Origin of the sequence: Streptomyces zhaozhouensis (genome assembly GCF_900230195.1) — a bacterium.
Taxonomy (GTDB): Bacteria; Actinomycetota; Actinomycetes; order Streptomycetales; family Streptomycetaceae; genus Streptomyces; species Streptomyces zhaozhouensis.
In genome coordinates, this window is sequence record NZ_OCNE01000014.1 from 41,072 (window position 1) to 67,454 (window position 26,383).

General features: G+C 74.5%; 23 protein-coding genes and 1 riboswitch. Of the genes, 6 read left to right on the top strand and 17 right to left on the bottom strand.

Annotated features, from left to right (window positions below; genetic code table 11):
* Window positions 1–13: 13 nt before the first annotated feature.
* Both CRP51_RS19185 and CRP51_RS19190 read right to left on the bottom strand, forming a co-directional pair.
* Window positions 14–919: a LysR family transcriptional regulator gene (locus CRP51_RS19185; protein ID WP_097232501.1), complete on the bottom strand. Its 906-nt coding sequence runs from the start codon at window positions 917–919 to the stop codon at window positions 14–16.
* A gap of 80 nt (window positions 920–999) precedes the next feature.
* The gene (locus CRP51_RS19190; protein WP_439333194.1) at window positions 1,000–2,355 is read right to left on the bottom strand and encodes an aminotransferase class I/II-fold pyridoxal phosphate-dependent enzyme; all 1,356 of its coding nucleotides are present in this window, start codon (window positions 2,353–2,355) and stop codon (window positions 1,000–1,002) included.
* Window positions 2,356–2,424: 69 nt separating this feature from the next.
* Between CRP51_RS19190 and CRP51_RS19195 the strand changes: the two genes are divergently transcribed.
* Both CRP51_RS19195 and CRP51_RS19200 read left to right on the top strand, forming a co-directional pair.
* Window positions 2,425–3,096 carry a pyridoxamine 5'-phosphate oxidase family protein gene (locus CRP51_RS19195; RefSeq protein WP_097232503.1) on the top strand — a complete coding sequence of 224 codons (672 nt, stop codon included), beginning with the start codon at window positions 2,425–2,427 and terminating at the stop codon, window positions 3,094–3,096.
* Window positions 3,097–3,285: 189 nt separating this feature from the next.
* On the top strand, window positions 3,286–4,029 hold the full coding sequence (locus tag CRP51_RS19200) for a DUF4232 domain-containing protein (RefSeq protein ID WP_097232504.1): 744 nt from the start codon (window positions 3,286–3,288) through the stop codon (window positions 4,027–4,029).
* An 89-nt stretch (window positions 4,030–4,118) separates the two neighbouring features.
* Here CRP51_RS19200 and CRP51_RS19205 read toward each other — a convergent pair whose 3' ends face one another.
* Complete coding sequence (locus tag CRP51_RS19205) at window positions 4,119–4,883, bottom strand: CPBP family intramembrane glutamic endopeptidase (RefSeq protein WP_097232587.1); 765 nt, start codon at window positions 4,881–4,883, stop codon at window positions 4,119–4,121.
* A 124-nt stretch (window positions 4,884–5,007) separates the two neighbouring features.
* A complete protein-coding gene (locus CRP51_RS19210; protein WP_097232505.1) occupies window positions 5,008–6,498 on the bottom strand; it encodes a glutamate-cysteine ligase family protein in 1,491 nt (496 codons plus the stop codon).
* Between the two features lie 272 nt (window positions 6,499–6,770).
* Between CRP51_RS19210 and CRP51_RS19215 the strand changes: the two genes are divergently transcribed.
* Window positions 6,771–7,340 (top strand): hypothetical protein, encoded by a 570-nt coding sequence (locus CRP51_RS19215; RefSeq protein ID WP_097232506.1) that lies wholly within the window; start codon window positions 6,771–6,773, stop codon window positions 7,338–7,340.
* 79 nt (window positions 7,341–7,419) lie between these two features.
* On the opposite strand, the gene gcvP is transcribed toward CRP51_RS19215, so the two are convergent.
* The gene (gcvP, locus tag CRP51_RS19220; protein ID WP_097232507.1) at window positions 7,420–10,311 is read right to left on the bottom strand and encodes an aminomethyl-transferring glycine dehydrogenase; all 2,892 of its coding nucleotides are present in this window, start codon (window positions 10,309–10,311) and stop codon (window positions 7,420–7,422) included.
* Between the two features lie 176 nt (window positions 10,312–10,487).
* Window positions 10,488–10,591: riboswitch (glycine riboswitch) on the bottom strand.
* Between the two features lie 144 nt (window positions 10,592–10,735).
* On the opposite strand from gcvP, the gene CRP51_RS19225 reads away from it, so the two are divergent.
* Window positions 10,736–11,110: a PRC-barrel domain-containing protein gene (locus CRP51_RS19225; protein WP_439333193.1), complete on the top strand. Its 375-nt coding sequence runs from the start codon at window positions 10,736–10,738 to the stop codon at window positions 11,108–11,110.
* Here CRP51_RS19225 and CRP51_RS19230 read toward each other — a convergent pair.
* From CRP51_RS19230 to clsA, 9 genes are all read right to left on the bottom strand, one after another.
* Entirely contained in the window at window positions 11,029–12,462 is a 1,434-nt protein-coding gene (locus tag CRP51_RS19230) for a DNA polymerase IV (protein ID WP_097232509.1), read from the bottom strand. The genes CRP51_RS19225 and CRP51_RS19230 overlap by 82 nt on opposite strands.
* 76 nt (window positions 12,463–12,538) lie before the next feature.
* Window positions 12,539–13,159: a MerR family transcriptional regulator gene (locus CRP51_RS19235; RefSeq protein ID WP_097232510.1), complete on the bottom strand. Its 621-nt coding sequence runs from the start codon at window positions 13,157–13,159 to the stop codon at window positions 12,539–12,541.
* Window positions 13,160–13,302: 143 nt separating this feature from the next.
* Entirely contained in the window at window positions 13,303–13,776 is a 474-nt protein-coding gene (locus CRP51_RS19240; protein WP_097232511.1) for a bifunctional nuclease family protein, read from the bottom strand.
* A 76-nt stretch (window positions 13,777–13,852) separates the two neighbouring features.
* A complete protein-coding gene (locus tag CRP51_RS19245) occupies window positions 13,853–14,554 on the bottom strand; it encodes a double zinc ribbon and FHA domain-containing protein (RefSeq protein WP_097232512.1) in 702 nt (233 codons plus the stop codon).
* Window positions 14,555–14,718: 164 nt separating this feature from the next.
* On the bottom strand, window positions 14,719–15,498 hold the full coding sequence (locus tag CRP51_RS19250) for a DUF881 domain-containing protein (RefSeq protein ID WP_097232513.1): 780 nt from the start codon (window positions 15,496–15,498) through the stop codon (window positions 14,719–14,721).
* Window positions 15,499–15,503: 5 nt separating this feature from the next.
* Window positions 15,504–15,836, bottom strand: coding sequence for a small basic family protein (locus tag CRP51_RS19255; RefSeq protein WP_097232514.1), 333 nt, complete (start codon window positions 15,834–15,836; stop codon window positions 15,504–15,506).
* Window positions 15,833–16,765: a DUF881 domain-containing protein gene (locus tag CRP51_RS19260; protein WP_097232515.1), complete on the bottom strand. Its 933-nt coding sequence runs from the start codon at window positions 16,763–16,765 to the stop codon at window positions 15,833–15,835. The genes CRP51_RS19255 and CRP51_RS19260 overlap by 4 nt, the downstream gene beginning before the upstream one ends.
* Window positions 16,766–16,818: 53 nt before the next feature.
* A complete protein-coding gene (locus CRP51_RS19265) occupies window positions 16,819–19,314 on the bottom strand; it encodes a mannose-1-phosphate guanyltransferase (protein WP_097232516.1) in 2,496 nt (831 codons plus the stop codon).
* A 132-nt stretch (window positions 19,315–19,446) separates the two neighbouring features.
* On the bottom strand, window positions 19,447–20,055 hold the full coding sequence (gene clsA, locus CRP51_RS19270) for a cardiolipin synthase ClsA (protein WP_097232517.1): 609 nt from the start codon (window positions 20,053–20,055) through the stop codon (window positions 19,447–19,449).
* A gap of 200 nt (window positions 20,056–20,255) precedes the next feature.
* On the opposite strand from clsA, the gene ptsP reads away from it, so the two are divergent.
* Complete coding sequence (gene ptsP / locus CRP51_RS19275; RefSeq protein ID WP_097232518.1) at window positions 20,256–21,932, top strand: phosphoenolpyruvate--protein phosphotransferase; 1,677 nt, start codon at window positions 20,256–20,258, stop codon at window positions 21,930–21,932.
* Window positions 21,933–22,009: 77 nt separating this feature from the next.
* Here ptsP and CRP51_RS19280 read toward each other — a convergent pair whose 3' ends face one another.
* Complete coding sequence (locus CRP51_RS19280) at window positions 22,010–22,726, bottom strand: hypothetical protein (protein WP_141514627.1); 717 nt, start codon at window positions 22,724–22,726, stop codon at window positions 22,010–22,012.
* Between the two features lie 32 nt (window positions 22,727–22,758).
* Window positions 22,759–24,780, bottom strand: a complete 2,022-nt coding sequence (locus CRP51_RS19285; RefSeq protein WP_097232520.1) for an acetoacetate--CoA ligase — start codon at window positions 24,778–24,780, stop codon at window positions 22,759–22,761.
* Between the two features lie 147 nt (window positions 24,781–24,927).
* Here CRP51_RS19285 and CRP51_RS19290 point away from each other — a divergent pair, with 147 nt between their 5' ends.
* Complete coding sequence (locus CRP51_RS19290; RefSeq protein ID WP_097232521.1) at window positions 24,928–25,659, top strand: M15 family metallopeptidase; 732 nt, start codon at window positions 24,928–24,930, stop codon at window positions 25,657–25,659.
* A 282-nt stretch (window positions 25,660–25,941) separates the two neighbouring features.
* Here the strand turns inward: CRP51_RS19290 and CRP51_RS19295 are convergent, their stop codons facing one another.
* A complete protein-coding gene (locus CRP51_RS19295) occupies window positions 25,942–26,379 on the bottom strand; it encodes a roadblock/LC7 domain-containing protein (RefSeq protein WP_097232522.1) in 438 nt (145 codons plus the stop codon).
* Window positions 26,380–26,383 lie beyond the last annotated feature (4 nt).

The following is a 26,383-nucleotide window of genomic DNA, read 5'->3' on the forward strand; positions in this document are numbered from 1 at the left end:
GTCGCACCGGAGTTCAGAGCAGCGGCGCCGGGGAGGCGGCGCTCAGCGCCGTGACGGCCGCGCGGATCGACGGGCGGGCGCCGGAGCCCTCGCGCCAGACCGCGTAGACCCGGCGGGTGATGGTGCCGCGCACCGGGATCAGCGCCACCCCCTCCGGTACCGGGGTCCGGCCGAGGCGGGGCGCCACCGCGACGCCCAGACCGGCGGCGATCAGGGCCAGTTGGGTGTGGTGCTCGGCGGCGGTGTGGACGATGTGCGGCTCGATACCGCGCCCGCGCAGGGTGAACATCAGCCAGTCGTGGCAGGTCGCGCCCGGCGGCCAGGAGACCCAGGGCTCGTCGGCGAGGTCGGCCAGGTCCAACTCGGCGCGGTCCGCCAGCGGATGGTCCACCGGCAGCGCGAGATCGGCCACGTCGTCGAAGAGCGGCTGCCGCCCGAGCCCGCCGGGCAGGGCGAGCGGGCGGTTGAACCAGTCGAGGACCACCGCCAGGTCGATGTCCCCGCGCGCCAGCACGGTGAGCGCCGCGTCCGGCTCCATCTCCCGGAGCGTCGGGCGCAGTCGCGGGTGGTCTTCGCGCAACGCGGCCAGCGCGGCGGGGAAGAGACCGCGCGCGGCGGTGGCGAACGCGCCGACCCGCAACTCGCCGACGGCCTGCCCGCGTTGCGCCTCCAGGTCGGCGTGGGCCAGCTCCAGCTGGGAGAGGACGCGGTCGGCGTGCTCGGCCAGCAGCCGGCCGGCGTCGGTGAGCCGGATGCCGCGCCCGTTCCTGACGGACAGCCGCTGGCCGGCCTCCCGTTCCAGCTTGGCGAGTTGCTGGGAGACGGCGGAGGTGGTCACCCGCAGGGCGAGGGCGGCGCCGCTGACCGACCCGTGGTGGTGGACGGCGTGCAGCACGCGGAGCCGGTCGATGTTCAACACCTCAGTGATGCTACAGACTTCCCCGGAATTTCTGTCAGTGGTGCTTCACTGTGGGGGCGCGGGCCGGGGTCACGCACCCTTCACCCGAACCTGCGCCCGGCCGCCGGCCGCGCCGCCTCGGCGACCGCGTCGGCCAGCGCCTCCGTCTCCTCCTCGGGCAGCGCGGCCACGGTCAGCCTGACGCCCGGCGGCGAGGCCACCCGGAAGCGGGTGCCGGGCGCCACCGCCCAGCCGTCGCGCAGGAGTTGCGCGACGGCGCGGGTCTCGTCCGGCACCGGAACCCAGAGGTTGAGCCCGCTGCCGCCGCGCGCGGCGACTCCGCGCTCCGCGAGCGCGGTGAGCAGGAGGCGGCGGCGGGCGTCGTAGGCGGCGGCCACCCGGCGCGGGTCCACCGCGCCGGTGCGCCAGAGGTGGGCGGCGGCGCGCTGGAGCAGCCGGCTCACCCAACCGGGGCCGAGCCGCTGCCGGCCCAGCACCAGGTCCACCGTGGCGCGGTCCCCGGTGAGCACGGCGACGCGCAGGTCGGGGCCGTGGGACTTGGCCAACGAGTGCACGTGCGCCCAGTGTTCCGTGGTGCCGACCACCGGGGCCAGCGGCGCCGAGACGATGCCGCGCCCGTGGTCGTCCTCGATCACCAGCGTCCCGGGACACGCGGCCAGCAGGGTGCGCAGCTCGCCGGCGCGCGCCGGCGTGACGGCGGCGCCCGTGGGGTTCTGCGCGCGGGCGGTGAGCACCAGAGCCCGCGCCCCCGCGTCCAGCGCGCGCGCCACCTCCTCGGGGCGCGGGCCCGCGTCGTCGAGACCGCAGGGCACCGGGCGCAACCCGAGCGCGGCGACCAGGTCGAGCAGCGCGCCCCAGCCCGGGTCCTCGACGGCGACCGCGTCGCCGGGCCGCAGCCGTGCGGCCAGCACCCGTTCGATGCCGTCCAGCGCGCCGGAGACGACGGCGACCGGCCCGGCCGGCACGCCGTCCGCGTCGAACCGCTCCCTGGCCAGCGCCGTCAGCTCCGCGTCGAGGGGCTCGTCGCCGTAGAGCACGGGCGCCTCGGCGGCGCGCGCGGCGGCGTGCGCCAGCGCCGGGCCGAGGGGCGGCAGCAGGGCGGGGTCCGGATTGCCCAGCGACAGGTCGCGCGCGCCGGGCGGCAGGGCGAACGGCAGCGCCTCGCGGGGCGCGGTCGCCGGCCTGGCGCGCACCCGGCTGCCGCGCCGGCCGTCCGTCTCGATCACCCCGCGCTCGCGCAGGGTGCGGTAGGCGGCGGCGACGGTGTTCGCGTTGACCCCGAGCCGGGCGGCCAACTCCCGCTGCGGCGGCAGGAGTCGGCCCGGCGGCAGGGCGCCGGCGCCGACCGCGCGCTCGACGCTGGCGGCGATCTCGGCGGCGCCGCGCCCGCTGATCGGATACTCTCCTGGGTTGTCTTCATCTAGCACAAAACGCAGTTTGCACTAGTGCGAAAGAGGACGCAAGGCGCGTCCCCCGTGATCGCACGCGAGCGAAGGAGCCAGGAGATGACCGCGCACACGCCGACCGGCCCGCCGACGGAGTACGCCCGCACGGCGAGCACCACCCCGACCCGGGCCCGGGAGCGGGTCTCCTACGACCGGGAGGCCGTGCACGCCATCCTGGACGCGGCCTTCCTGTGCCATCTGGGCTTCGTGGCCGACGGCCGGCCCGTGGTGCTGCCCACCCTCTACGCCAGGGACGGCGAACGGCTCTATCTCCACGGCTCCACCGGCGCGCGGGCGCTGCGCCAAGACGCGCTCCCGGTCTGCCTCACCGTCACCCATCTGGACGGTCTGGTTCTGGCCAAGTCCGCGTTCCACCACTCGATCAACTACCGCTCGGTCGTGGTGCACGGCACCGCGCGGCGGGTGACCGACGAGGCGCGGGCCAGGTCGGCGCTCGACGCCGTGATCGACGCGGTGGCGGCGGGCAGGTCGGCGGACTGCCGTCCGGCGGACGCCAGGGAGTTGGCGGCCACCGCGGTGCTGGAGCTGGAGTTGGCCGAGGTCTCCGCCAAGGTGCGCGCCGGAGGGCCCAACGACGAACCGGGGGACCTGGGACTGCCGCACTGGAGCGGGGTCGTTCCGCTGCGGACCGTCGCCGGCCCGCCGGAGCCGGCCGACGACGGCGCTCTCCCGGTCGAACTCCCCGCCTACCTGCGGGAACTGGCCGGCTGACCGGGCGTGGGGCCGCGCGGGCGGCGGCGCGCCCGGCAAGGGCCCGGCGCGCTGCGCCGCCCCCGCGCCCCTCCCCCGCTTCTCCGCGCCCGCGCCGGGGCATCACGGGACGGAACCCGGGGTAGGTGCCGCTCGTCGAACCGGACAGCACTCCTCCGCAACCAGCCGAGACCCCTCCCGGAGGACCCGATGACCCCACGATCCCCCTCCCCTCTCCCCCGATCCCTCTCCCGACGCTCCCCCTCCCGTGCCGCCCCCCGCCTCCCCCTCGCCCTCGGCGCCGCGCTCGCCGCCACCGGCCTGCTGCTGACGGGCTGTTCCGGGAGCGAGGACTCCGAGGACGACGCGGCGCAGCGCGAGGCGAGCACGCCCGACGAGCGCTCCGACCCCCGCCCCCAGGCCGGGTCGGAGGACGCGGACGCGCCCGACGACGAGGGCGCCGCGCCGCCTCCCGCCGAGGACGACGGCGCGACCGACGCGGAAGACACGGCGAACGCGGCGAACGCGGCCGACTGGTGCGCGACGGACGCCCTGTCGGCGACGGTCACGCCGCTGGACTCCGGCGCGGGGAACCGCCACGCGACCCTCGTCCTCACCAACACCTCGGACACCGACTGCCGCACCCAGGGCTGGCCCGGTCTCGAACTGGCCGCTGACGACGGCTCGCTGCCCACGACGACGGTCAGGGACACCTCGCGGGAGGCCGACCAGCTCACGCTGGCCCCCGGCGAGAGCGCCTGGTCACAGCTGCGGTGGACCGTGGTGCCCGGCGAGGAGGACCCGGCCGACGGGTCCTGCGGCCCGGAGCCGACGACGCTGCGGGTGATCCCCCCGGACACCCGCGAGGCCACCGAGGCCGACTGGCAGTGGGGCGAGGTCTGCGGCGACGGCCGCATCGAGGCCCGCGCCCTGGCCGCCGGCGAGGGCCCCTGAGGCGCCGGCCGGCCTGAGGGCCGCAGCGGTCCGGCGGTCAACGGGCTCTCCGCACACCAGCCCGTTGACCGCCCACGCCGGCCGTTTCCTCAGAGCGTGGGCAGCCAGTCCACCCGCCCCGCCAACAGCCCGTAGCCGACGAAGGCCACGATGTCGATCAGCGCGTGCGCGACCACCAGCGGCATGACCCGGCCCCAACGCCGGTACAGCCAGACGAAGATCACGCCCATCGCCACGTTGCCGAAGAAGCCGCCGATGCCCTGGTAGAGGTGGTAGGTGCCGCGCAGCAGCGCGCTGAAGACCAGCGAACCGGTCGCGCTCCAGCCCAGTTGGTCGAGGCGGCGCAGCAGGAAGCCCACCACGATGACCTCCTCGACCACCGAGTTCTGGATGGCCGAGGCGATCAGCACCGGGTATTTCCACCACACCTCGGGCAGCGACTCGGGGACCACGGTGAGGTTGGCCCCGGCCGCGTGGGCGCCCAGGTAGAGCGCCAGCCCGCTGCCGCCGATGCCCGCCGCGACGACCGCGCCCCAGGCCAGGTCGAAGCGCGGCCTGGCCAGGTCGAAGCCGAGCAGCCGCATCCCTCCCCCGCCGTAGCCGCGTTCGCGCAGCAGCAGATGGGCCACGAGCACCACGGGCACCAGCGCCGTGGAGATCGAGACGACCTGCCAGGCCAGGTCGAGCCACGGCCGGTCGGGGGCGCGCGAGGTGTTGAGGTTGGCCGCCTGGTCGCCCAGCCCGCCGGGTCGCGTGACCGTCCCGGCGAAGCTGACCAACGCCCGCACGGCGCTCGCGCCCAGCGAGACGCCGAGCACCAGCAGCAGCTCGTGGCGCAGGGCGCGCGCCGGCAGTGCGCAGGGCGCCTCCTGTGCCGGTGGGTCGGCCGCCGACCCGTCGTCACGCGTGAGCCGCACTCCTTCTCCCGTCCGGCGCGCGCGCCGCTCCGCCCCGGCGTGCGGACCGACCCGCGCGCCTTCAGGGGCGCGTCGGCCAGTCGTGCACGGGGGTGTCGGTCCGCGCCAGTTCGCAGTACCGCCGCACGAGGCCCCGCAGGGCCGCCGCCCGGTCCTTTCCGTCCGCCACCAGCTGGTGGTAGACGGCAGTCTGCCAGCCCGCCCCGGTCACCCCGCGACGGCACCGCCCCTCGATCACCGACAGGTAGCGGTCCCGGTCGGCGGCGCTGACGCCCCAGGCGTCGAGACCGGCGGCGGCCAGCGGCAGCAGCGTCCCCTCGATCAGCTCGGCGGCCGGCGTCTCGCGCGGGACACCGTCGGGCCCCGGCCAGCTCAGCCGGGCGTCAAGACCGTGCCGGCAGGCCGCCTCGAAGCTGCGTTCCGCCTGGTCGAACGGAAGCCGTCGCCAGACCGGGTCGGGCTCGTCGGCCAGCGCGCGCACCAGACCGTAGTAGAAGGCGCCGTTGGCGATGGTGTCCGTGACGGTCGGCCCCGTGGACAGGACACGGTTCTCCACCCGCAGGTGCGGGACGCCGTCGACGACGGCGTAGACCGGACGGTTCCAGCGGTAGACCGTGCCGTTGTGCAGGGTCAGCTCCCCCAGCGCGGGGGCGCCGCCGGCGGCCAGCACGGCCCCCGGGTCCTCGTCGGAGAGCAGCGGCAGCAGCGCGGGGAAGTAGCGGACGCTCTCCTCGAAGAGATCGAGCGCGGAGTCGATCCACCGCTCGCCGAACCAGGTGCGCGGGCGGACGCCCTGCGCGGCCAGCTCCGGCGGCCGGTCGTCGGTGGACTGGAGGAAGAAGAGCGGCCGGGACTCGGGCCACAGCTCGTGTCCGAAGACGAAGGGCGCGTTGGCCCCGAGCGCCGTCTGCGCCGCCAACGCGGCCTGCGCCGCGTTCCACACCGGCGCGAAGCGCTCGGGGGTCACCTGGAGGTGGTACTGCACGGACGTGCACGCCGACTCCGGCGCGATCGACTCGAACGTCCTGGTCAGACGCTCCGCGCCGGTGATGTCCAACTGGATGGCCTCGCCGCGCGCCGCCATGATCTGGTCGTTGAGCAGGGTGTAGCGGTCACCGAGCGAAAGGCTGGTGGGCACCATCTGCTCGGCGGTGATGGTGGGCAGCACGCCGGTCATCACCACCTGCGCGCCGAATTCGCCGGCCATTCGGTCCGCGTAGCGCAGCGCGATACGCAGCTCCTCGGCCATGTCGGCGAAGACCCCGCCGGCGAGAGAGCGCGGCGACATATTCAGCTCGATGGTGAACTTTCCCAGCTCACTCTGGAAATCCCGGGTCGCCATTCGACCGAGCACTTCCTCGTTGACCATTCGCGGCGACCCGTCGGAATCGGCCAGGCAGAGTTCGACCTCCATGCCGACCCGGTCCTCAGGACCGTGGAAGCGCCCCTCGGCCAGGAGCGTCCCCATGGCGTCGAGACAGGAGCCGAGCCGTTCTCTGAACCGCCCTCGGGCGGTGAGATCGAACCGGTCAGCCGCGACCTTCTCCCCCATGGGGCACCTCCTGCGTCGAGCGATGGGCGCCCTCGATCCTGCCCACGTCACGCCGGAGGTAACACGCAACGTGATGCTCGCCCCCTGAGGCGGAGGCATATTCCTCTGGCATGAAGCCGGGAGAAAGCGCCGATTTGCCGGCCGGATTTACCCTTGCCGAAACACCGCGGTAAGGCTAGTGGAAACAATCCGCAATGAAAAATCGTATAGGATCTCGGTACGGCGTGTCTCCTATTAGAGGCGACCTACTCCAAAGCGAGAGGCGACCCATCATGCCCCTGAGCATCCCCCCGGCTCCCGGTGTCGTGGAGCGGACCATCGACGAGGCGCTGCGCTCGGCCGCGGTGCCCGCCCCGCGCGGGCTCCGGTTCGACCGCGGTGCCCTGCGCCCCACCCTGCCGCTGCCCGTGCACCGGCTCGCACGCCTGACGGCGCCCGCGGAGCCGCCCACCTCCCGACTGACCGGCTGGCGCTGCCTGCTCGCCCAGGACGGCCGGTCCGTGGGCACGGCCGAGTGCCGGCTCACCGCCGAGGGCTGGGAGTTCTCGCACTTCGGCGAGGGGCCCTACATCTCCTCCACCGAGCGCGCGCTCCGGCTCGCCGAGGAGCGCCAGGAGCACTACCAGCCACGGCTGTTGAGCGTTCCCGAGCTGTACATGCTGACGCTCTGGCTGCACCCGGACCCGTCAGCCGACCCGGCGCAGGGCAGCCCCTCGGGGAGCGATCCGTTGATCCCGCTCGCCCCGGCGCCGCCGGGGATCGCCGCGGAGCGGCTGATCACCGTGGACGCACTGGTCACCCTCGTCGCCAACCGCCTCGCGCCGCTGGGCCTCGCCAGCTGAGGCGCCGCCGTGCCGCTCCGCCCGGGGCGGCGCCGGCACCCGTGGGGTGCGGGCGCCCACCCCGGGCGGAGGCGCGCGGTCAGGACTCGGCCAGCTCCTCCACGGGCGGGCAGGAGCAGACCAGGTTGCGGTCGCCGAACGCGCCGTCGATCCGGCGCACCGGCGGCCAGTACTTGGCGTCGGCGGTGGAGACGCCCGGGTAGACGGCCTCCCGGCGCGCGTACGGGTGCGGCCACTCCCCCGTCAACTGCTCGGCGGTGTGCGGGGCGTTGACCAACGGGTTGTCGTCGGCCGGCCATTCGCCCGAGGCGACCCGGTCGATCTCCCCACGGATGGCGATCATCGCCTCGCAGAACCGGTCAAGTTCGGCCAGGTCCTCGCTTTCGGTGGGCTCGATCATCAGCGTCCCCGCCACCGGGAACGACATGGTCGGCGCGTGGAAGCCGTGGTCGATCAGCCGCTTGGCGACGTCGTCGATGGTCACGCCGGTCGCCTTGGTCAGCGGACGCACGTCGATCACGGCCTCGTGCGCCACCAGCCCGCCGGGACCGGTGTAGAGGACCGGGTAGTGCGCCTCCAGGCGCTTGGCCACGTAGTTGGCGCTGAGCACCGCGACCTGGGTGGCGCGGCGCAGCCCGGCGGCGCCCATCAGCCGGACGTACGCCCAGGAGATCGGCAGGATGCCGGCGGAGCCCCAGGGCGCGGCCGAGACCGGCCCCGAGCCCTCGGGGCCCGCGGCCGGCTGCGCCGGGTGCCCCGGCAGATAGGGCGCCAGATGGGCGCGCACCGCGACCGGGCCCACGCCGGGGCCGCCGCCGCCGTGCGGGATGCAGAACGTCTTGTGCAGGTTCAGGTGCGAGACGTCGGCACCGAACCGGCCGGGCCTGGCCAGCCCGACCAGCGCGTTGAGGTTGGCGCCGTCCACGTAGACCTGTCCGCCGGCGTCGTGCACGGCGGCGCAGATGTCGCCGATGCGCTCCTCGAAGACGCCGTGCGTCGAGGGGTAGGTCACCATGAGCACCGCCAACTCGTCGCGGTGCTTGGCGATCTTGGCTTCCAGGTCGGCGACGTCCACGTCCCCGCTCTCGCTGGTGGCGACGACCACCACCCGCATCCCGGCGAGGACGGCGCTGGCCGCGTTGGTGCCGTGCGCGGACGAGGGGATCAGGCAGACGGTGCGCTGCTCCTGGCCGGCCGCGCGGTGGTGGGCGCGCACCGCGAGCAGCCCGGCCAACTCGCCCTGGGAACCGGCGTTGGGCTGGAGCGAGACCGCGTCGTAGCCGGTGATCTCCGCCAGCCGCGACTCCAGTTCGCGGATCAGCGCGAGATAGCCCTCGGCCTGCTCCGGCGGGGCGAACGGGTGCAGCCCGGCGAACTCCGGCCAGGTGATGGCGGCCATCTCCACCGTGGCGTTGAGCTTCATGGTGCAGGAGCCGAGCGGGATCATGCCCCGGTCCAGCGCGTAGTCCCGGTCGGCCAGCCGGCGCAGATAGCGCAGCATCGAGGTCTCGGAGCGGTGCGCGTGGAAGACCGGATGGGTGAGGTAGTCGTCCTCGCGGAGCAGCCCGGCCGGCAGCGCCTCGGCGACCCGGGCGTCCAGCGCGGGGATGTCGGCCTCGGTGGCGGGCACACCGAACGCGGCCCACACGGCGGCCAGGTCGGCGCGCACGGTGGTCTCGTCGCAGGCCACACCGACCCGGTCGGCGTCGATGTGCCGCAGGTTGACCCCGGCGGCGCCGGCGGCGGCGACCACCTCGGCGGCGCGCCCCGGCACGCGGGCGGTGACCGTGTCGAAGAACGCGTCGTGCGCCACCTCGACGCCGCCCTCCCGCAGCCCGGTGGCCAGCAGTGCCGCCATCCGGTGGGTGCGGCGGGCGATGGCGGCCAGCCCGTCGGGGCCGTGGTAGACCGCGTAGAGCCCGGCCATCACGGCCAAAAGCACCTGGGCGGTGCAGATGTTGCTGGTGGCGCGCTCCCGGCGGATGTGCTGCTCGCGCGTCTGGAGCGCCAGCCGGTAGGCCGGCCGGCCGGCCGCGTCGCGCGAGACGCCGACCAGGCGCCCCGGCAGGCTCCTGGCGTACTCGGCGCGCACCGACATGTAGCCGGCGTGCGGACCGCCGAACGCCATCGGCACGCCGAACCGCTGGGTGGTGCCCACCGCGATGTCCGCGCCCAGCGCCCCCGGCGAGGCGAGCACGGTCAGCGCCAGCAGGTCGGCGGCGACCGTGACCACCGCGCCCAGCTCGTGCGCCCGCGCGATCACCGGGCGCGGGTCGCGCACGGCGCCCGACGCGCCCGGGTACTGGAGCAGCACGCCGAACACCCCGCGCGCGACGGCCTCCTCCGGGATGCCCTCGCTCAGGTCGGCGACCAGCACCTCCACGCCGGTCGGCTCGGCCCGGGTGCGGACCACGGCGACGGTCTGCGGCAGGCAGTCGGCATCGACCAGGAAGACCCCGCCGTCGCCCCGGACCACGCGCCGGGCCAGCGCCATCGCCTCGGCGGCGGCGGTGCCCTCGTCGAGCAGCGACGCGCCGGCGGTCGGCAGCCCGGTCAGGTCGGCCACCACGGTCTGGAAGTTGAGCAGCGCCTCCAGCCGGCCCTGGGAGATCTCCGGCTGGTACGGGGTGTACGCCGTGTACCAGGCCGGGTTCTCCAGCACGTTGCGCTGGATGACCGGCGGGGTGTGGGTGCCGTAGTAGCCGAGACCGATCATGGAACGGGCCACGGTGTTCCGCGCCGCCAGGGACCGCAGCTCACCCAGCACGGCCGCCTCGTCCAGCGGGTCGGGCAGGTCGAGCGCCTCGGTCTGCCGGATGGTCTCGGGCACGGCGGCGTCGGTCAGCTCGTCGAGCGAGCCGAAGCCCACCTGCGCCAGCATCTTGGCCACCGCGCCCTGGTCGGGCCCGATGTGCCGGTCGGCGAAGGGGATGCCCTGCTCCAGGGCGGTCAGCGGGGTCTGCGCGGTCATCGTGGAGGCTCCTTGGGCCGTGGGCGACCTACGGGGCGCCAGGCGACACCGCCTGACTGCCTCCCCCTCTGTCATACGACCTGAGAGCTTCGCCCCGCGCACGCGCCGGGCTTGCACCGTCGGTGAGAACCACCGCGGAAACGCCGTTCCGCCGCCGTCCTGCTTTCCAGAGTGGTTTCGCTCGCGCGGTACGGGTGCCTGAGAGATTCCGGGGAGGATTTGCTCCTTCGGCGCCCGGCGCCCCCTGGCGGGGACGACGGAACTCTCCCGCACGAGGTCGACAACCGCCTCCGAGACTACCAGCGCGCCGGCGCACGGCCGAGGGGCGGATCCCGACTGGCCGATCGGCCCGTTGTGGCTTTGGGTAGGAGTCAGGGGGACCGTCCCAGGGGCGCCGCGACCCGGCGCGCAGTTGGAGGAACCCGTGCGAACCGACATCGATCCGCGCGGTCTGATCGGCCGCAAGGCGTTCGACCGCCACGGCCAGAAGATCGGCACCGTGGACGAGGTGTATCTGGACGACGCCACCGGCGTCCCCGAGTGGGCCGCCGTGCGCACCGGGCTCTTCACCAGGGACGCCTTCGTGCCGCTGGAGCCCAGCGAGCTGGTCGGCGACGCGCTGCGCGTCCCGTTCGACCGGGCGCTGATCCGCCGGGCGCCCGACCTCGGCGTCGGCCGCCATCTCTCCCCGGAGCAGGAGCTGCTGCTCTACCACCACTACGGGCTGGACCTGCCGCCCGAGGACGAGCCGCCCCCGGACGGCGACTTCGGCACGCTGGCCTCCGACCCGGAGTCCTGACCGGCCGGGAGGCCCGGCACCAGCGGCAGCGGCTCGCCCCGCCGCAGCTCCGGGTCGTCCACGGGGAAGGTCCGCACCCGCCCCGGCGCGCGGTCCTCCGGCCGCTCGAAGCGCACCGTCACGCGCCCCACCCCGCTGCCCTGCACCCACCCCGGGCCGTACCGCTCGTGCCGCACGTCGAGCCCCGGCAGCCACGTGCGGTCCGGGGCCGGCTCCTCGTTCTCCTCGCCCCCCGGCGCGCGCGCCGGCTCGGGCGCGGGCGCGCCGTCGGCGGCCGCGCGCTCCGACTGGGCGAAGAGGTCCTCCTGGGTGAAGTCGGCCAACGCGCTGACGCCGACGCCCAGCAGCCGCACCCCCTCCGTGGTGTCCACCCCCTCCAGCAGCCGCTCGGCCGCCTCCCGCACCACCGCCGGGTCGTCCGTCGGGCCGCGCAGGGTCTCCGACCGGGTCAACGTGCTGAAGTCGTACCGTCTGACCTTGAGAACGACCGTGCGTCCCGAACGACCGGCCGCCCGCAGCCGGGTCACGCAGCGCTCGGCCAGTCCGCGCACCTCGAACCTGATCCTGGCGCGGTCGGTCACGTCGACCTGGAAGGTGTCCTCCACGGAGATCGACTTGCCCTCCCGCTCCGCCACCACCGGCCGGTCGTCGACGCCGCACGCCATCCGGAAGACACCCGCCCCGTGCGCCTTGCCCAGCAGCCGGGTCAGCTCCGCCTCACCGGCCCGCACGGTCTCCTCTATGGTGTGGATGCCGGCCCGCCGCAGCACCTCCGCCGTGGCCGGGCCCACGCCCGGCAGCGTCCGCACGGTCAACGGGGCCAGCAGCTCCCGCTCGGTGCCGGGTGCGATCAGCACCAGCCCGTCCGGTTTGGCCCGTTCGGAGGCGATCTTCGCCAGCATCTTGGCGCCGGCCAGACCGACCGACCCGGTGACCCCCGTGACGGCCGCGATCTCCGCCCGCAACCGCTCCCCCACCGCCCGCGCCTCGGCGGCCGTCCCGGCGCTTCCGCCGGCGGCCAGGTCCACGAACGCCTCGTCCAGGCTGAGCGGCTCGACCAGCGGCGAGAGCCGCGCCAGCAGCGCCATCACCCGCTCGCTGACCGAGCGGTACACCTCGAACCTCGGCACCAGATACGCCCCGTGCGGGCACAGCCGCCGCGCCTGGGCGGTGGGCATGGCCGAGCGGACCCCGAAGACCCGGGCCTCGTACGACGCGGTGGCCACCACCCCGCGCGGCCCGATGCCGCCGACGACCACGGCCTTGCCGCGCAGGCTGGGCTTGGCAGCCTGCTCGACGGAGGCGTAGAAGGCGTCCATGTCGAGGTGGAGGATCGTTGGCTGACCCCTCACACGTTCGATACTGCCCTACCGTGACGGGCGCTGACGTCAGGGTGAACCCGCACCCGGCTGACCGCACCCACCACGATCAGGGGCGCACGCGCGCCCTGCGGCGGGCCAGCTCGTCCTCGGGATGCTGCGGCGGGACCACCCGCTCCCCCGTGTCGGCGCGCTCCGCGTGCAGCTGGGCCAGCGCCGTCTCCACGTCGCTCCACACCGCGCCGACCGCGATGCCGAAGACCCCGCGGCCGCCGCGCAGCAACTCGGCCAGCTCGTCCGGCGAGCCGCAGCGGTAGACGGCCGCGCCGTCGCTCATGAGCGTCATCTGGGCCAACGTGCCCAGCTCCGCCGTGCGCAGCGCCTCCGCGGTGGCGCGGATCGCCTGGAGGGAGACCCCCGCGTCCAGCAGCCGCTTGACGATCTTGAGGACCAGCACGTCGCGAAAGCTGTAGAGCCGCTGTCCGCCCTGGCCGGGAGCCGGGCGGACCTCGGGCTGGACGAGCCCCGTGCGGGCCCAGTAGTCGAGCTGCCGGTAGGTGATCCCGGCCGCCGCGCAGGCGCTGGGCCCCGGGTAGCCGAGCCGCTCACGCGGCGTCTCCTCCCGGGGGCCCGCCGGGGGTGCCACCGACTGCCGCAAGCCCGGAAGGGGCGCGGCACCCGGAAGTGCCGTGCTGCCCCCGACCGCCCTGCTGTCGCCGTCACCTGTCACGCCGGCCTCCGTTCCACATGTCCCGACCGTGCCCTCGTCACTCACCGGCTGTCACGATGAGTAGGCACACAGCGCTCCTCCCAAGACATGCCCCACTGAAGCTAGGTATCCACACCGAACGCGTCAACGATCGCCACGCGCGGCTACTGGCTGCTGGTACCGAAGTCCTCGGGGGAGATCTGGTCGAGGAACTCGCGGAACCGTTCCACCTCGTCCTCCTGCTCGTCGGGGATGATGATCCCGGCGTCGTCGAGCACGGCGTCGCTGCCGTAGATCGGCGTGCCGATCCGCAGCGCGAGCGCTATCGCGTCCGACGGGCGGGCGCTGACCTCGACCCCGCTGGCGAAGACCAGCTCGGCATAGAACACGCCGTCGCGCAGGTCCGTGATGCGCACGGCACTGAGCTCCTGGTCCACCGCCTCAAGAACGTCCTTGAAGAGGTCATGGGTCAACGGCCTGGCCGGGGTCATCCCCTGCTGGGCGAACGCGATGGCGGTCGCCTCTCCCGGACCGATCCAGATCGGGAGGTAGCGATCACCACCGACTTCTCGGAGGAGCACGATGGGCTGGTTGTTGGGCATTTCCACCCGCACGCCCACGACATCGAGCTGATTCACACAGCAACCCTAGGCCGTGGCCGGTGCATTTGGATAGTCGAGCCTCGATCCCACGCGCTCGCGCGCCCCCGCATCCTCAGTGCCCCTGCCGTCCGGCGAAGTACACCATCCGGTACTTGCCGATCTGGACCTCGTCGCCGTTGGCCAGCGCGACGGAGTCGATCTGCTCCCGGTTGACGTAGGTGCCGTTGAGGCTGCCGACGTCGCCGACGGTGAAACCGCCGTCCGGGCTGCGCCGGAACTCCACGTGGCGACGGGAGACGGTGACGTCGTCCAGGAAGATGTCGCTCTGCGGGTGACGGCCGGCCGTCGTGATGTCGCTGTCGAGCAGGAAGCGGGAGCCCGAGTTCGGTCCCCGGCGCACCACGAGCAGGGCCGAGCCCGCGGGCAGCGCGTCCACCGCGGCCTGGGCCTCCGGCGAGAGCACCGGAACGGGGTGCTGACCGGTCGCCTCGGCGTCGTACGCCTCCAGGCCGGAGATGGAGATCGTGGAGGTGGTCTCCGACGAGCCCTCGACACCCGGGCGCAGCGGGGCTCCGCAGTAGGAGCAGAAGCGGCTGTTGGGGGTGTTGGCGTTGCCACAGCGGCCGCAGGCGGGGCCGGCGGCGGCCTGACCCTGGTCCGCTATCCCGCCGGCCCCGGGGACCTCGTCCCGGAACAGCGGGCGGCCGGGCTCGGACGGCGGCGCCGGGGGCTGGCCTTGCTGGCGGGCGCGGGCCCCTGCGGCACTGTGGGTACCCCTCTGACGCCTGCCGAACAACCTAGCGAAAAAACTCACCAGCGATCCCCTCGCACCTAGCCCGTCCCGCCACCGGTGGCGGGACGGTCCATTCTCTCTCTCCACCGACCACACACGTCATACCGACAACGTGGGTGGTCTTCCTTAAGTTTCCCTCACTGGGCGGCACCGTGATCGACAACCCCCGTGACGTCGGGTTTCGGTCATGATGACGACTGAGCGTAGTCAGGCTGCTCCGCCGACCGCAAGGCGTCCACGGTCACTGTCTCGGGACGCGTCACTGCCACGGTCGCCTGCTTGTTCTCCAGGGACTGCACCACACCGCCCGGGATGTTCAGCGCGGGCTCCAGATCCTGGGGCCGGCCGATCGCGTCCACCACGAACGGCGCGCGTATCCGCTCGTCGTCCACGTGGACTCCCCCGTTGTGGTCCACGAAGGAGGTACTCGCGACGACGCGCACCCCGTTGATCTGGAGCGCCTCCGCGCCCGCGGCGCGCAGTTCCTGAACCGCGTCGAGCAACATGTCCGCCGTGACGGCTCCCGTCGGATCGTCGACCCGGAGCGTGATGCCCGGACCCTCGGCGGCCACCGTACCGGCCAGGACGCCCAGTTGTCGCTCCCGCTCCTCGCTCTGCCGCCTGGCCTCCTCGGCCTGGTCGCTGCTGTTCTCCAGCTCGGTGCGCTGGTCCTCCAGAGTGGACTTCTCGTCCTCCAGTCGCGCCGAGCGGTCCTCCAGGTCGCTCAGGATGCGCACCAGGTCCTCGGGCCTGGCGCCGCGCAGCGCGGTGTCCTCGCTCCCGGCGGCGCGCACCTGGATGGCCAGGCCGAGCCCGAGGACGAACAGCAGCACGGCGGCGACCAGCTGGCCCCGGCTGGCGCGCGGCGGCCACAGGGCGGCCCGCAGCGCGGCCCGGCCGGTGGGGCGGGGCGGCTCGGCGGGCTCGGGCGCGGGCTCCGGGTGCCCGGGGGTGGGCTCGGTCATCGGCCTCACGCCCCGAAGACGTGGCGGCGGATGGCCGCCGCGTTGGAGAAGATCCGGATGCCGAGGACCACCACCACGCCGGTGGAGAGCTGGGCGCCGACGCCCAGCTTGTCGCCGAGGAAGACGATCAGGGCGGCGACCACCACGTTGGAGAGGAAGGAGACCACGAAGACCTTGTCGTCGAAGACCCCGTCGAGGGTGGCCCGCAGGCCCCCGAAGACGGCGTCGAGCGCGGCGACGACGGCGATGGGCAGGTAGGGCTCCATCCCGGTCGGCACCACCGGGCGGGTGACCACCCCGATCACGACGCCCAACACCAGGCCCAGCACGGCGATCACGGGGCGGTCACCTCTTCCGGGTCCTCGGGGTGGGAGAGCGTTCCCGCGTCCGGCTCCGGGGGGAGCGGGCGGGCGCTGCGGGTGGTCAGGCTGGGCGCGGCGGGCAGCCGCAGCCCGTTCTCCGTGGAACGCTCCACGCGGATGCCGTAGTCGTCCCGGAGGGTGGTCAGGTAGTGGCCGGCCAGGGTCGCGTCGAACGCCTCCAGCAGGCCGTCCGGGTCGCCGAGGGCCAGAACGGTGTACGGCGGCACCAGGGGCCGGTTGTCGACCAGCACGGCGTCGCCCGCGGCGCGGATCGCGGAGAGCGCGGTCAGCCGCTGGTCGTTGACGGTGACGGCCTCGGCGCCGGCCTGCCAGAGGCCGTTGACGACGCGCTGCAGGTCGCGGTCGCGGACGCGGCCGGTCTGGGCGAAGCCGTCGTCCCTGGGGCCGCCGGCGGTGCCTGCGACGTCCTCGGCGTCGTCGACGACCAGCTTGACGCCGGGGCCCTCGACGGCGCTGGCGCCGGCCAACAGCGCGACCAGCTCGGCGCGTTCGGCGTCCTCGTCGCTGAGCGCCACCCGCTGGCGGGCGTCGACGTCGGAGCGCAGGGCGTCGACCCGGGCCTGGAGGTCGTCCAGCTGCCGGGTGCCGTCGTGGACGCGTTCGAGCAGCTCCTCGCGTTCCCTGGCGACCGTCGGGGCCGCCTCGCGCGCCTGGGCGGCGCCCAGGGTGACGACGAGGCCGGCGAGGACCAGGCCGCCGGCCAGCCAGAGCTTCGCGCGGGCGGTGCGCGGCAGCTCTGACCGGCCGGCCTCCCGCCGCCTGGCCGCCGCCTGGGCGTACCCCTCGTCGAGGGTGTTGTCCATGACGGTGGTCAGTAACGACATGGAGGCGTCGGGGCGCGCGCGGGGCGCGACCCCCGGCTCCTGCTCTGGCATGGCGCACATGGTGGCACGCCGGTTGTCCGGAGATCGAATCGGGCCGGTCCACCGGCCCCCGGTCAGTCCTCGGCGCCCTCCACCACGCGCGCCCAGTCGTCCAACAGCTCCTGCGCGGCGGCGTCGTCGGGCCCCTCGGCCCACAGGTGGGTGACGGCCTCGGCCGGGTCGGGGAGGACCAGCACCCAGCGGCCGTCGGGCTCGACGACCCGCACGCCGTCGGTGGTGTCGACGGAGCGCTCGCCCGCGGCCTCGACGACCCGGCGCATCACCAGGCCCTTGACGGCCCAGGGGGTGGCGACGTCGCGCCGCTGGACGTGGGCGCGCGGGATGCGGGCGTCGATCTGGCTGAGGGAGAGCTGGGTGCGGGCGACGAGGCCGAGCAGGCGGGCGAAGGCGGCGGTGGCGTCGAAGACGCTGCTGAACTCGGGGACGATGAAGCCGCCCTTGCCGTCGCCGCCGAAGACCGCGTCGTCGAGGTGGGCGGCCCTGGTCAGGTCGTCGGGCGAGGTGGTGGTCCAGTCGACCTGGGTGCCGTGGTAGGCGGCGACCTGCTCGGCGATCCGGGTGGTGGTGACGGGCAACGCGACCCGGCCGCCCCGGCGTTCGGCGGCAATCAGGTCGAGCATGACCAGCAGGGCGCGCTGGTCCTCGATGATCCTGCCGCGCTCGTCCACCAGCGCCAGCCGCTCGCCGACGGGGTCGAAGCGGACGCCGAACGCGGCGCGCGCCGAGGAGACGATCTCGCCCAGGCGCACCAGTCCGGCGCGCCGGGTCTCGGCGCTCTCGGTCGGACGGGCCTCGTCGAGACCCGGGTTGATGGTCAGGGCGTCGACGCCGAGCCGGCCGAGCAGGCTGGGCAGGACGAGGCCGGCGCTGCCGTTGGCGGCGTCGACGACGACCTTGATGCCGGACTCGGCGAGCCCCGTGGTGTCGACCGCGCGCAGCACCGAGCCGGTGTAGGCGTCGAAGACACTGGCCGGGAAGCGCAGGTCGCCGATCTCGCCCGGGAAGGCGCGGCGGTACTCCTGGCGGGCGTAGACCCGGTCCAGCTTGCGCTGGCGGGCCTGGGAGAGATCGGCGCCGCGCTCGTCGAAGAACATGATGTCGACGGAGTCGGGGACGCCGGGGGTGGTGCGGATCATGACGCCGCCGGCGCTGCCGCGCGCGGTCTGCTGGCGGGCCACGGGCAACGGCACGTTCTCCAGGTCGCGGACGTCGATGGCGCTGGCCTGGAGCGCGGAGATCACGGCGCGCTTGAGGGCGCGGGCGCCCCGGGAGTGGTCCCTGGCCGTGGTGACGGTGGAGCCCTTCTTCAGGGTGGTGGCGTAGGCGCTGGCCAGTCGGACGACCAGCTCGGGCGTGATCTCGACGTTGAGGATCCCGGAGACGCCGCGGGCGCCGAAGAGCTGGGCCTGGCCCCTGGCCTCCCAGATGACCGAGGTGTTGACGAAGGCGCCCGCCTCCACGGTCTTGAACGGGTAGACCCGGACGTTGCCCTGGACGATGGACTCCTCGCCCACCAGGCACTCGTCGCCGATGACGGCGCCGTCCTCGATCCTCGCGGCGCGCATGACGTCCGTGTTCTTGCCGATGACGCAGCCGCGCAGGTTGCTGCCGGGGCCGATGTAGACGTTGTCGTGGACGACGGCGCGGTGCAGGAACGCGTCGGCCTTGACGACGACGTTGGAGCCGATGACGGTGTGCTCGCGGACCTCGGAGCCGGCCTCGATCTTGGCGTAGTCGCCGACGTAGAGGGGGCCGCGGAGCTTGGCGTCGGGGTGGACCTCGGCGCCCTCGGCGATCCAGACGCCGGGCGAGATCTCGAAGCCGTCGATCTCGACGTCGACCTTGCCCTCCAGGACGTCGGCCTGGGCCTTCACATAGCTCTCGTGGGTGCCGACGTCCTCCCAGTAGCCCTCGGCGACATAGCCGAAGATGGGGCGGCCCTCCTTCATCAGGCGGGGGAAGACGTCGCCCGACCAGTCGACGGAGGTGTCGGGCTCGACGTAGTCGAAGACCTCGGGCTCCATCACGTAGATGCCGGTGTTGACCGTGTCGGAGAAGACCTGGCCCCAGGTGGGCTTCTCCAGGAAGCGCTCGACGCGGCCCTCGTCGTCGACGATGGTGATGCCGAACTCCAGCGGGTTGGGCACGCGGGTGAGGCAGACGGTGACCAGCGCCCCGCGCTCGCGGTGGAAGCGGATCAGGTCGCTGAGGTCGAAGTCGGTGAGCGCGTCCCCGGAGATGACGAGGAACGAGTCGTCACGCAACGCCTCCTCCGCGTTCTTCACACTTCCGGCCGTGCCCAGCGGTTTCTCCTCGTGGGCGTAGGTGAGGTCCATTCCCAGCTCCTCACCGTCGCCGAAGTAGTTCTTCACCAGGGAGGCGAGGAACTGCACCGTGACCACGGTCTCGTTGAGTCCGTGGCGCTTCAGCAGGCGCAGCACGTGCTCCATGATGGGGCGGTTGGCCACGGGCAGCAGGGGCTTGGGCATACTCGCGGTCATGGGGCGAAGCCGGGTGCCTTCGCCACCAGCCATTACGACGGCCTTCATATCGGAAGTGTCCTCCTTGGGTCCGACAGTCGTTCCGACTGTGCCCGCAGGGAGGGGCCCGGGCCCGGGGTGGCTCCCCGGATGCGTGCGACACGTACGGGCACCGGACCCCCGCGACGCTGCCAGGGCACATCAGTCGGGCGTGGCATCCACCGTGAGAAGACGGCGGACCTGGACCACGTAGAGGATCCCTGCCCACCAGTAGAGCGCTGTACCCCAGCCGGCGAACGCCCATCCGAAAATAGCAGCGAGTGACCCCATCGCACCACTTGAGTCACTGAGGAGCAGCAGCGGGAAGGCGTACATCAGATTGAAGGTGGCGGCCTTGCCCAGAAAGTTGACCTGGGGCGGGGCATAGCCGTGGCGGTCCAGCAGCCAGACCATGACCAGCAGCATCAGCTCCCTGGCCAGGAGCAGCGCGGTCAGCCACAGCGGCAGGATCTCCCGCCAGGTGAGGCCGACCAGGGTGGAGAGGATGTAGAGCCGGTCGGCGGCCGGGTCGAGGACGCGGCCGAGCGCGCTGATCTGGTTCCACCGGCGGGCGAGCTTGCCGTCGAGGTAGTCGCTGACGCCGCTGAGGAAGAGGACGAGCAGCGCCCAGCCGTCCCTGTTGGGGCCGTCGAAGACCGGGGAGAGCACCAGCCAGAGGAAGAGGGGGACGCCCAGCAGGCGGGCCATGCTCAGCACGTTGGGAATGGTCCAGATCCGGTCCGTCTGAACCCGCGTCTCCTGGACCTCCACCCGGAAGCCTCCCCATCGCACCGTGTCGTCGCCAACGCGGTTAGACCCTACCGGGCGGACACGGGCGCGGGGACGCCGGGGACAGCGGGGACGCGCCGGAGGCCGGGGGCGTTTGACGCCGGGTCGGCGGCGCCGTTCGATGACACCGGGCGCCCCGGCGGGCGCCGCCGGGCAGCCGAGGCGAGGCGGGTGGAGCGGGCGTGACGGAGACCGGACTGCGGGGTGTCGGGGTCAGCCACGGCGTGGCGATCGGGCAGGTGCGGCACATGGGGACGCGCGTGATCGAGCCGCCGGCGCGGCGTGTCACCGGCGCGGAGGCGCCCAGGGAGTTGGCCAGGACGCGGCGGGCCGTCCAGGCGGTGGCGGCGGACCTGCGGGCGCGGGGCACGCTGGCGGGCGGCGAGGCGCAGGCCGTGCTGGAGGCGCAGGCGCTGATGGCGGAGGATCCGGAGCTGCTGGCCGACGCGGAGCGGCGGATCAGCGTGGGCAGCGGCGCCGAGCGGGCGGTCTACGACGCGCTGGCGGCCTACCGGGCGCTGCTGGCCGGCGCCGGCGACTATCTGGCCGGGCGGGTCGCGGACCTGGACGACGTGCGCAACCGGATCGTGGCGCGGCTGATGGGGCTGCCGACGCCCGGCGTGCCGGACAGCGACGAGCCCTATGTGCTGATCGCCCGGGACCTGGCGCCGGCCGACACGGCGCTGCTCGACACCTCGCTGGTACTGGGCTTCGTCACGGAGGAGGGCGGGCCGACCAGCCACAGCGCCATCCTGGCGCGGGCGTTGGGGGTGCCGGCGGTGGTGGCCGTGGCGGGGGCGGGGCGGATCGCCACGGGGACGGTGGTGGCGGTGGACGGCTCCACCGGGGAGGTGGTGGTGGAGCCGGACGCCAGCCGGCGGGAGCGGCTGGCGGAGGCGGCGGCGCGGCGGCGGGCGGCCGTGCTGCACACCCGGGGGCCGGGGGCGACCTCGGACGGGCACCGGGTGCCGCTGCTGGCGAACGTCGGCGGCCCGGCCGACGTGCCGGCGGCCGTGGCGGCGGGGGCCGAGGGGGTGGGGCTCTTCCGCACGGAGCTGCTCTTCCTCTCCGGCGGGGACCGGCCTCCGGAGGTGGCGGAGCAGGCGCGGGTCTACCGGGAGGTGCTCTCGGCCTTTCCCGGGGGGCGGGTGGTGGTACGGGTGCTGGACGCGGGGGCGGACAAGCCGCTGGCCTTTCTCGCCTCGGGGGCGACGGAGCCCAACCCGGCGCTCGGCGTGCGGGGGCTGCGGGCGCTGCTGGCCCACCCCGGGGTGCTGGCCGGCCAACTGGCGGCACTCGGCGAGGCGGTGGCCGGGCTGCCGGTGCATCTGGAGGTGATGGCGCCGATGGTGGCCGACCGGGCGGACGCCAAGGCGTTCGCCGAGGCGTGCCGGGCGGCGGGGCTGGCGGCGTCGCCGGGGGCGATGGTGGAGGTGCCCGCGGCGGCGCTGCGGGCGCGGTCGCTGTTGCGGGAGGTGGAGTTCCTCTCCGTGGGGACCAACGATCTCGCCCAGTACGCGTTCGCCGCCGACCGGCAGGTGGGGGCGGTCTCCCGCTGGCAGGACCCGTGGCAGCCGGCGCTGCTGGACCTGGTGGCGCTGGCGGCACGGGCCGCCGGGGACGAGGGCAAGGGGTGCGGGGTGTGCGGGGAGGCGGCGGCCGATCCGCTGCTCGCCTGCGTGCTCACCGGGCTGGGGGTGACCAGCCTGTCGATGGGGGCCGGGGCGATCCCGGGGGTGCGGGCGACGCTGGCCCGGCACACGCTGGCGCAGTGCCGCCGGGCGGCCGAGGCGGCGCGCGCCGCCGAGGGGGCGGAGGGCGCGCGGGCGGCGGCGCACGGAGTGCTCTCCGGGAAGTGAGCCCCCTCGGGGCGCGGGCTCACTCCCGACCGCCCGCCGGGGCCGGGCCCGCGCGGCCGACGCGGGCCCGGGGCACGTCACCCGGGCGGGGCCGGCTCCGCCGGCCCGGGGCAGTCACCGGTCGGCGGCCTCGGGGAGGCGCGGTAGTCGACGTCGGGCTCGGGCGGCAGCGGCTCACCCGAGGTGGGGTCGGTGCAGTAGGCGGCGAAGACCTGGGCCTCGCTCAGCGGCACCAGCCGCCCGGCCGTCAGCCTCCAGCCCCGGACCGACTGGCGCGGCGGCTCCTCGGCCGTCCGCAGCACCAGCCCGCCGGAGGCGCCGCTGACCAGCCCGGCCGCCAGCACCGCGCAGAAGACGGCGGCCTCCTCCTCCCCGAACGCCCGGCCGCCGCCCGAGGCGGCCGGCCGCAGGCCGAGGCTGGCGCTGAGCGTGGTGTCGGGCAGCAGCACGCTGCACACCAGGTGGTGCTCGCCGGGGCCGGCCCGCTCCCACAGCCAGCGCAGCAGGCCGGCGGCCCTGGCGAAGGCGCAGCGCCGCTGCGGGGCGCCGCAGCGCGGGCAGCGCCCCGCCTCGGCCAGCAGGCGGGTGCCCCGGGCCCAGACGTACCGCGGATGGTCGGCCGGGGTCGGCGGCCCCTCCTCCGGCCGGGCGCCCGGCGGCCGGGACGGCCAGGGGCGGCGCCGCGCCGCCCGCCGGCCTCCGGCCGGCCGTCGCCGCCCGGGACGCGGGCGGCGGTCCCGCGACCGCTCCGCCCCGAAGTCCCCCGCGTCCGCGAATCCCTCGAACCACCCCATGACGTCCACCTCACGGTCGAACCAGCAACTGGTCACTCACCGTAGCGGTCGTCACTGACAGTCGCCCTCTCGTGGGCGAGGCGGGCGAAGAAACGGAGCAGCTCCGGGTCGTCCACAGCGCCCAGGTTGGCGGCCCGTTCCAGCGCGACGCCCTGGAAGAGCCGCTTGACCGGCACCTCCAGGCGCTTGCCCGTACGGGTGTGCGGCACACCCGGGATCTCCACGATCTCGTCCGGGAGATGGCGCGGCGAGAGCCGCGCGCGGATCGTGGCGGCGATCCGGTCGCGCAGCGCCGCGTCGAGCACCGCGCCCTCGGCGAGCGCCACGAACAGCGGCATCCAGTAGCCGCCGTCCGGCCGTTCCACGCCGATGACCAGCGACTCGGCGACCTCGGGCAGCAGCTCCACCGCCTCGTAGATGTCGGCGGAACCCATCCGCACGCCCTGCCGGTTGAGCGTGGAGTCGGAACGGCCGTGGATGACCACCCCGCCCCGCGAGGTGTGGGTGATCCAGTCGCCGTGGCGCCAGACGCCCGGATAGGTCTCGAAGTAGCTCTCCCGGTAGCGCGCGCCGTCGGGGTCGTTCCAGAAGCCCACCGGCATCGACGGCATCGGGGTGCCGACCACCAGCTCCCCCACCTCGTCGATCAGCGGGGTGCCGTGCGGGTCCCAGGCCGCCAGGTCGGTGCCGAGGCAGGGCGCCTGGAGCTCCCCGACGTACACCGGCAACGTCGGCACGCCGCCGGCGAAGCAGCTGCACACGTCGGTGCCGCCGCTGACCGACGCGATCCACAGGTCGGCCCCGGCCTCCTCGTGCAGCCAGCGGAACCCGTCAGGAGGCAGCGGCGAACCGGTGGTGGCGACGCAGCGGGTCGCCGACAGGTCCAGGTCGCGGGCCGGGTGGACGTCCTTCTTGGCGCAGGCCGTGATGTAGGCCGCCGAGGTGCCGAAGACCGTGGCCCGGACGCGTGCGGCGACCCGCCACTGCACGTCGGCCGTCGGCTGTGCGGGGGCGCCGTCGTGGAGCACCGCCGTGGTGCCGGTCAGCAGGCTGGAGGCGAGGAAGTTCCACATCATCCAGCCGGTCGAGGTGTACCAGAACAGCCGGTCGCCGGGCCCGAGGTCGAGGTGGAGCCCCAGCTGCTTGAGGTGCTCCAGCAGGATGCCGCCCTGGGACTGGACGATCGCCTTCGGCAGCCCGGTGGTGCCCGAGGAGTACAGCACCCACAGCGGATGGTCGAACGGCACCTGCTCGAAGACCGGCTCCACCTCGCCCGCGGTCACCTCGTCCCAGCTCAGCGCCGACTCCGGCGGCGCCTCGCCGAGCAGCGGCACATGGACGACGGCGCGCAGCGAGGGCAGCCCGGCGCGCAGCTCCGCCACGGTCTCGGCGCGCCGGTGCTCCCGACCGCCGAAGCGGTAGCCGTCCACCGCGAACAGCACGACGGGCTCGACCTGTTGGAAGCGGTCCAGCACGCTGCGCGCCGCGAAGTCCGGGGCGCAGGAGGTCCAGACCGCGCCGACCGCCGCGCTGGCCAGCAGCGCCACCACGGCCTCGGGGACGTTGGGCAGATAGCCGCAGACCCGGTCGCCGGGGCGCACGCCCAGCTCGCGCAGCGAGGCGGCGAGCGCCCCCACGGCGTGCCGCAACTCCCGCCAGCCGACCGCGCGCTCGGTCAGCTCCTCGTCCAGGGCCAGCAGCGCGGGGGGCGCGTCGTCCCCCGCGTCCGCCGGGCCGCGCAGCGCGTGCTCCGCGTAGTTGAGCGTGGCGCCGGGGAACCAGCGGGCGCCGGGCATCCTCGGGTCCTGGAGCACCGCCGTCGGCTCGGTGGCGAACCGCACGTCGAAGAAGCCGGCGACGGCGCGCCAGAACGCCTCCAGGTCGGTGACCGACCAGCGGTGCAGCGCGGCGTAGTCGGCCTCGGGGGCGCCGGTCGGCGCCGGGGCGCCGTGGTCCGCGGCGGCCCGGGCGTGGAAGCGGGTGATCCGGGCGGCCGCCACCCGTTCGGGGCGGGGGCGCCACAGGGGCTCGGCGGTGCGGTCTTCGGTGGTCATGGGCGGCTCCGTGGGCGACGACACTGGCGCTGGGCTACCGGGACGATCTCAGCTCGCCCCGGTCGGCACCAGTGTGGCGGCACCCGAACGGCCGGCCAACGCCCGCACCGGCTTTCGGGTCGGACGGCGCCCTGGTACTGCTGGAGAATGCGCTTGCTTCGCGTGGTGACCGCCGTGCTGGCGGTGGGGGCGCTGGCCGCCCTGGCCGGCGTGCTCGCTCCGGCGCGCGCGCCGGAGCGGTCGGATCGCGCGCCGGCGGGCTTCGTCGCGCTGCGCGACGTGGCGCCCGGGATCGAGCAGGACATCCGGTACGCCGGGGACCGCAACTTCGTGGGTGAGCCGATCGACGGCTACGAGGAGGCCGAGTGCCTGCTGGCCGAGGAGACGGCGCGCGCCCTGGAGCGGGTGCGGCGGGACCTGGCGCGGGAGGACGGCTCGGGACTGCGGGTCTTCGACTGCTACCGGCCGCAGCGCGCGGTCGACCACTTCCTGCGGTGGGCCGACGACCCGTCGGCGACCGAGCGGCGCGCGGAGTTCTACCCGCGGGTCCCCAAGGAGCGGCTCTTCGACGAGGGTTACCTGGCCGAGCACTCCGGCCACAGCCGGGGCGGCACCGTCGACCTGACGCTGCTGGACCCGGAGGGCCGCGAGGTGGACATGGGCACCGGATTCGACTTCTTCGACCCGGCCTCGCACCCCGGCTCCCCCGAGCCGGACGAGGGCCCCCGGCGCGCGCGGGAACGGCTGCGGGAGGCGATGGCGGCGCACGGGTTCTCGCCGATCGACACGGAGTGGTGGCACTTCAGCCACGACGGGGAACCGTATGCCGACCGGCGCTTCGACTTCCCCGTCAGCCGGGAGGAGTTGCGGACCGGGTGACGGCCCCGCCGGCGCGCGTCCGTCCGCCACCGCCCGAAAACGGTGACGGCGGCGTCCCGGAGCCACCCCCGTCGGTCCCGGAACCCGCCGTCCCTGTATCTGGACGCCACTTTCGCGACCTTGGTTCGCCCGTTCCCCGGCTTTGTCACCTGTTCGCGACAATCAGTGGCCGAGGGCGGGGCAAAACGGACCGGAAGCGCTCCCGGGACCGGTTCCGGGGCCGGTCCGGGGCGGTTCCGGGGCCGGTTCTCGCCGGCCGCGGGGGTCGACCCGGCGGCGGCTTCAGGGGCGGCGCGGCGGGATCGCGACCAGCGGCCCGAGACGCTTGACCAACAGGGCCATCTCGTAGGCGACCTGACCGACCTCCGCCTCCGGGTCCGTCAGCACGGCCAGGGCGCTGCCCGATCCGGCCGCCGTCACCAGCAGGAACGCCTCGTCCAGCTCGACCAGCGTCTGCCGGGCCGTCCCGGTGTCGAAGTGCTGGCCGACGCCACGCGCCAGGCTGTGGAACCCGGAGGCGACGGCGGCCAGTTGCTCGCTGTCCTCCCGGCCCAGGGCGCTGGAGGCGCCGCGCGCCAGGCCGTCGGCGGCCAGCAGCAGCGCGTGGCGGATGCCGGGCACCCGTGCCACCAGTTCGTCCAGCAACGGGTCGAGGGACTCGGCCGCCGGCTGGCCCTTCCGCTCGGCGGGGCCGGGGGTCGTGGGCTCGGGTACGGTCATGCGT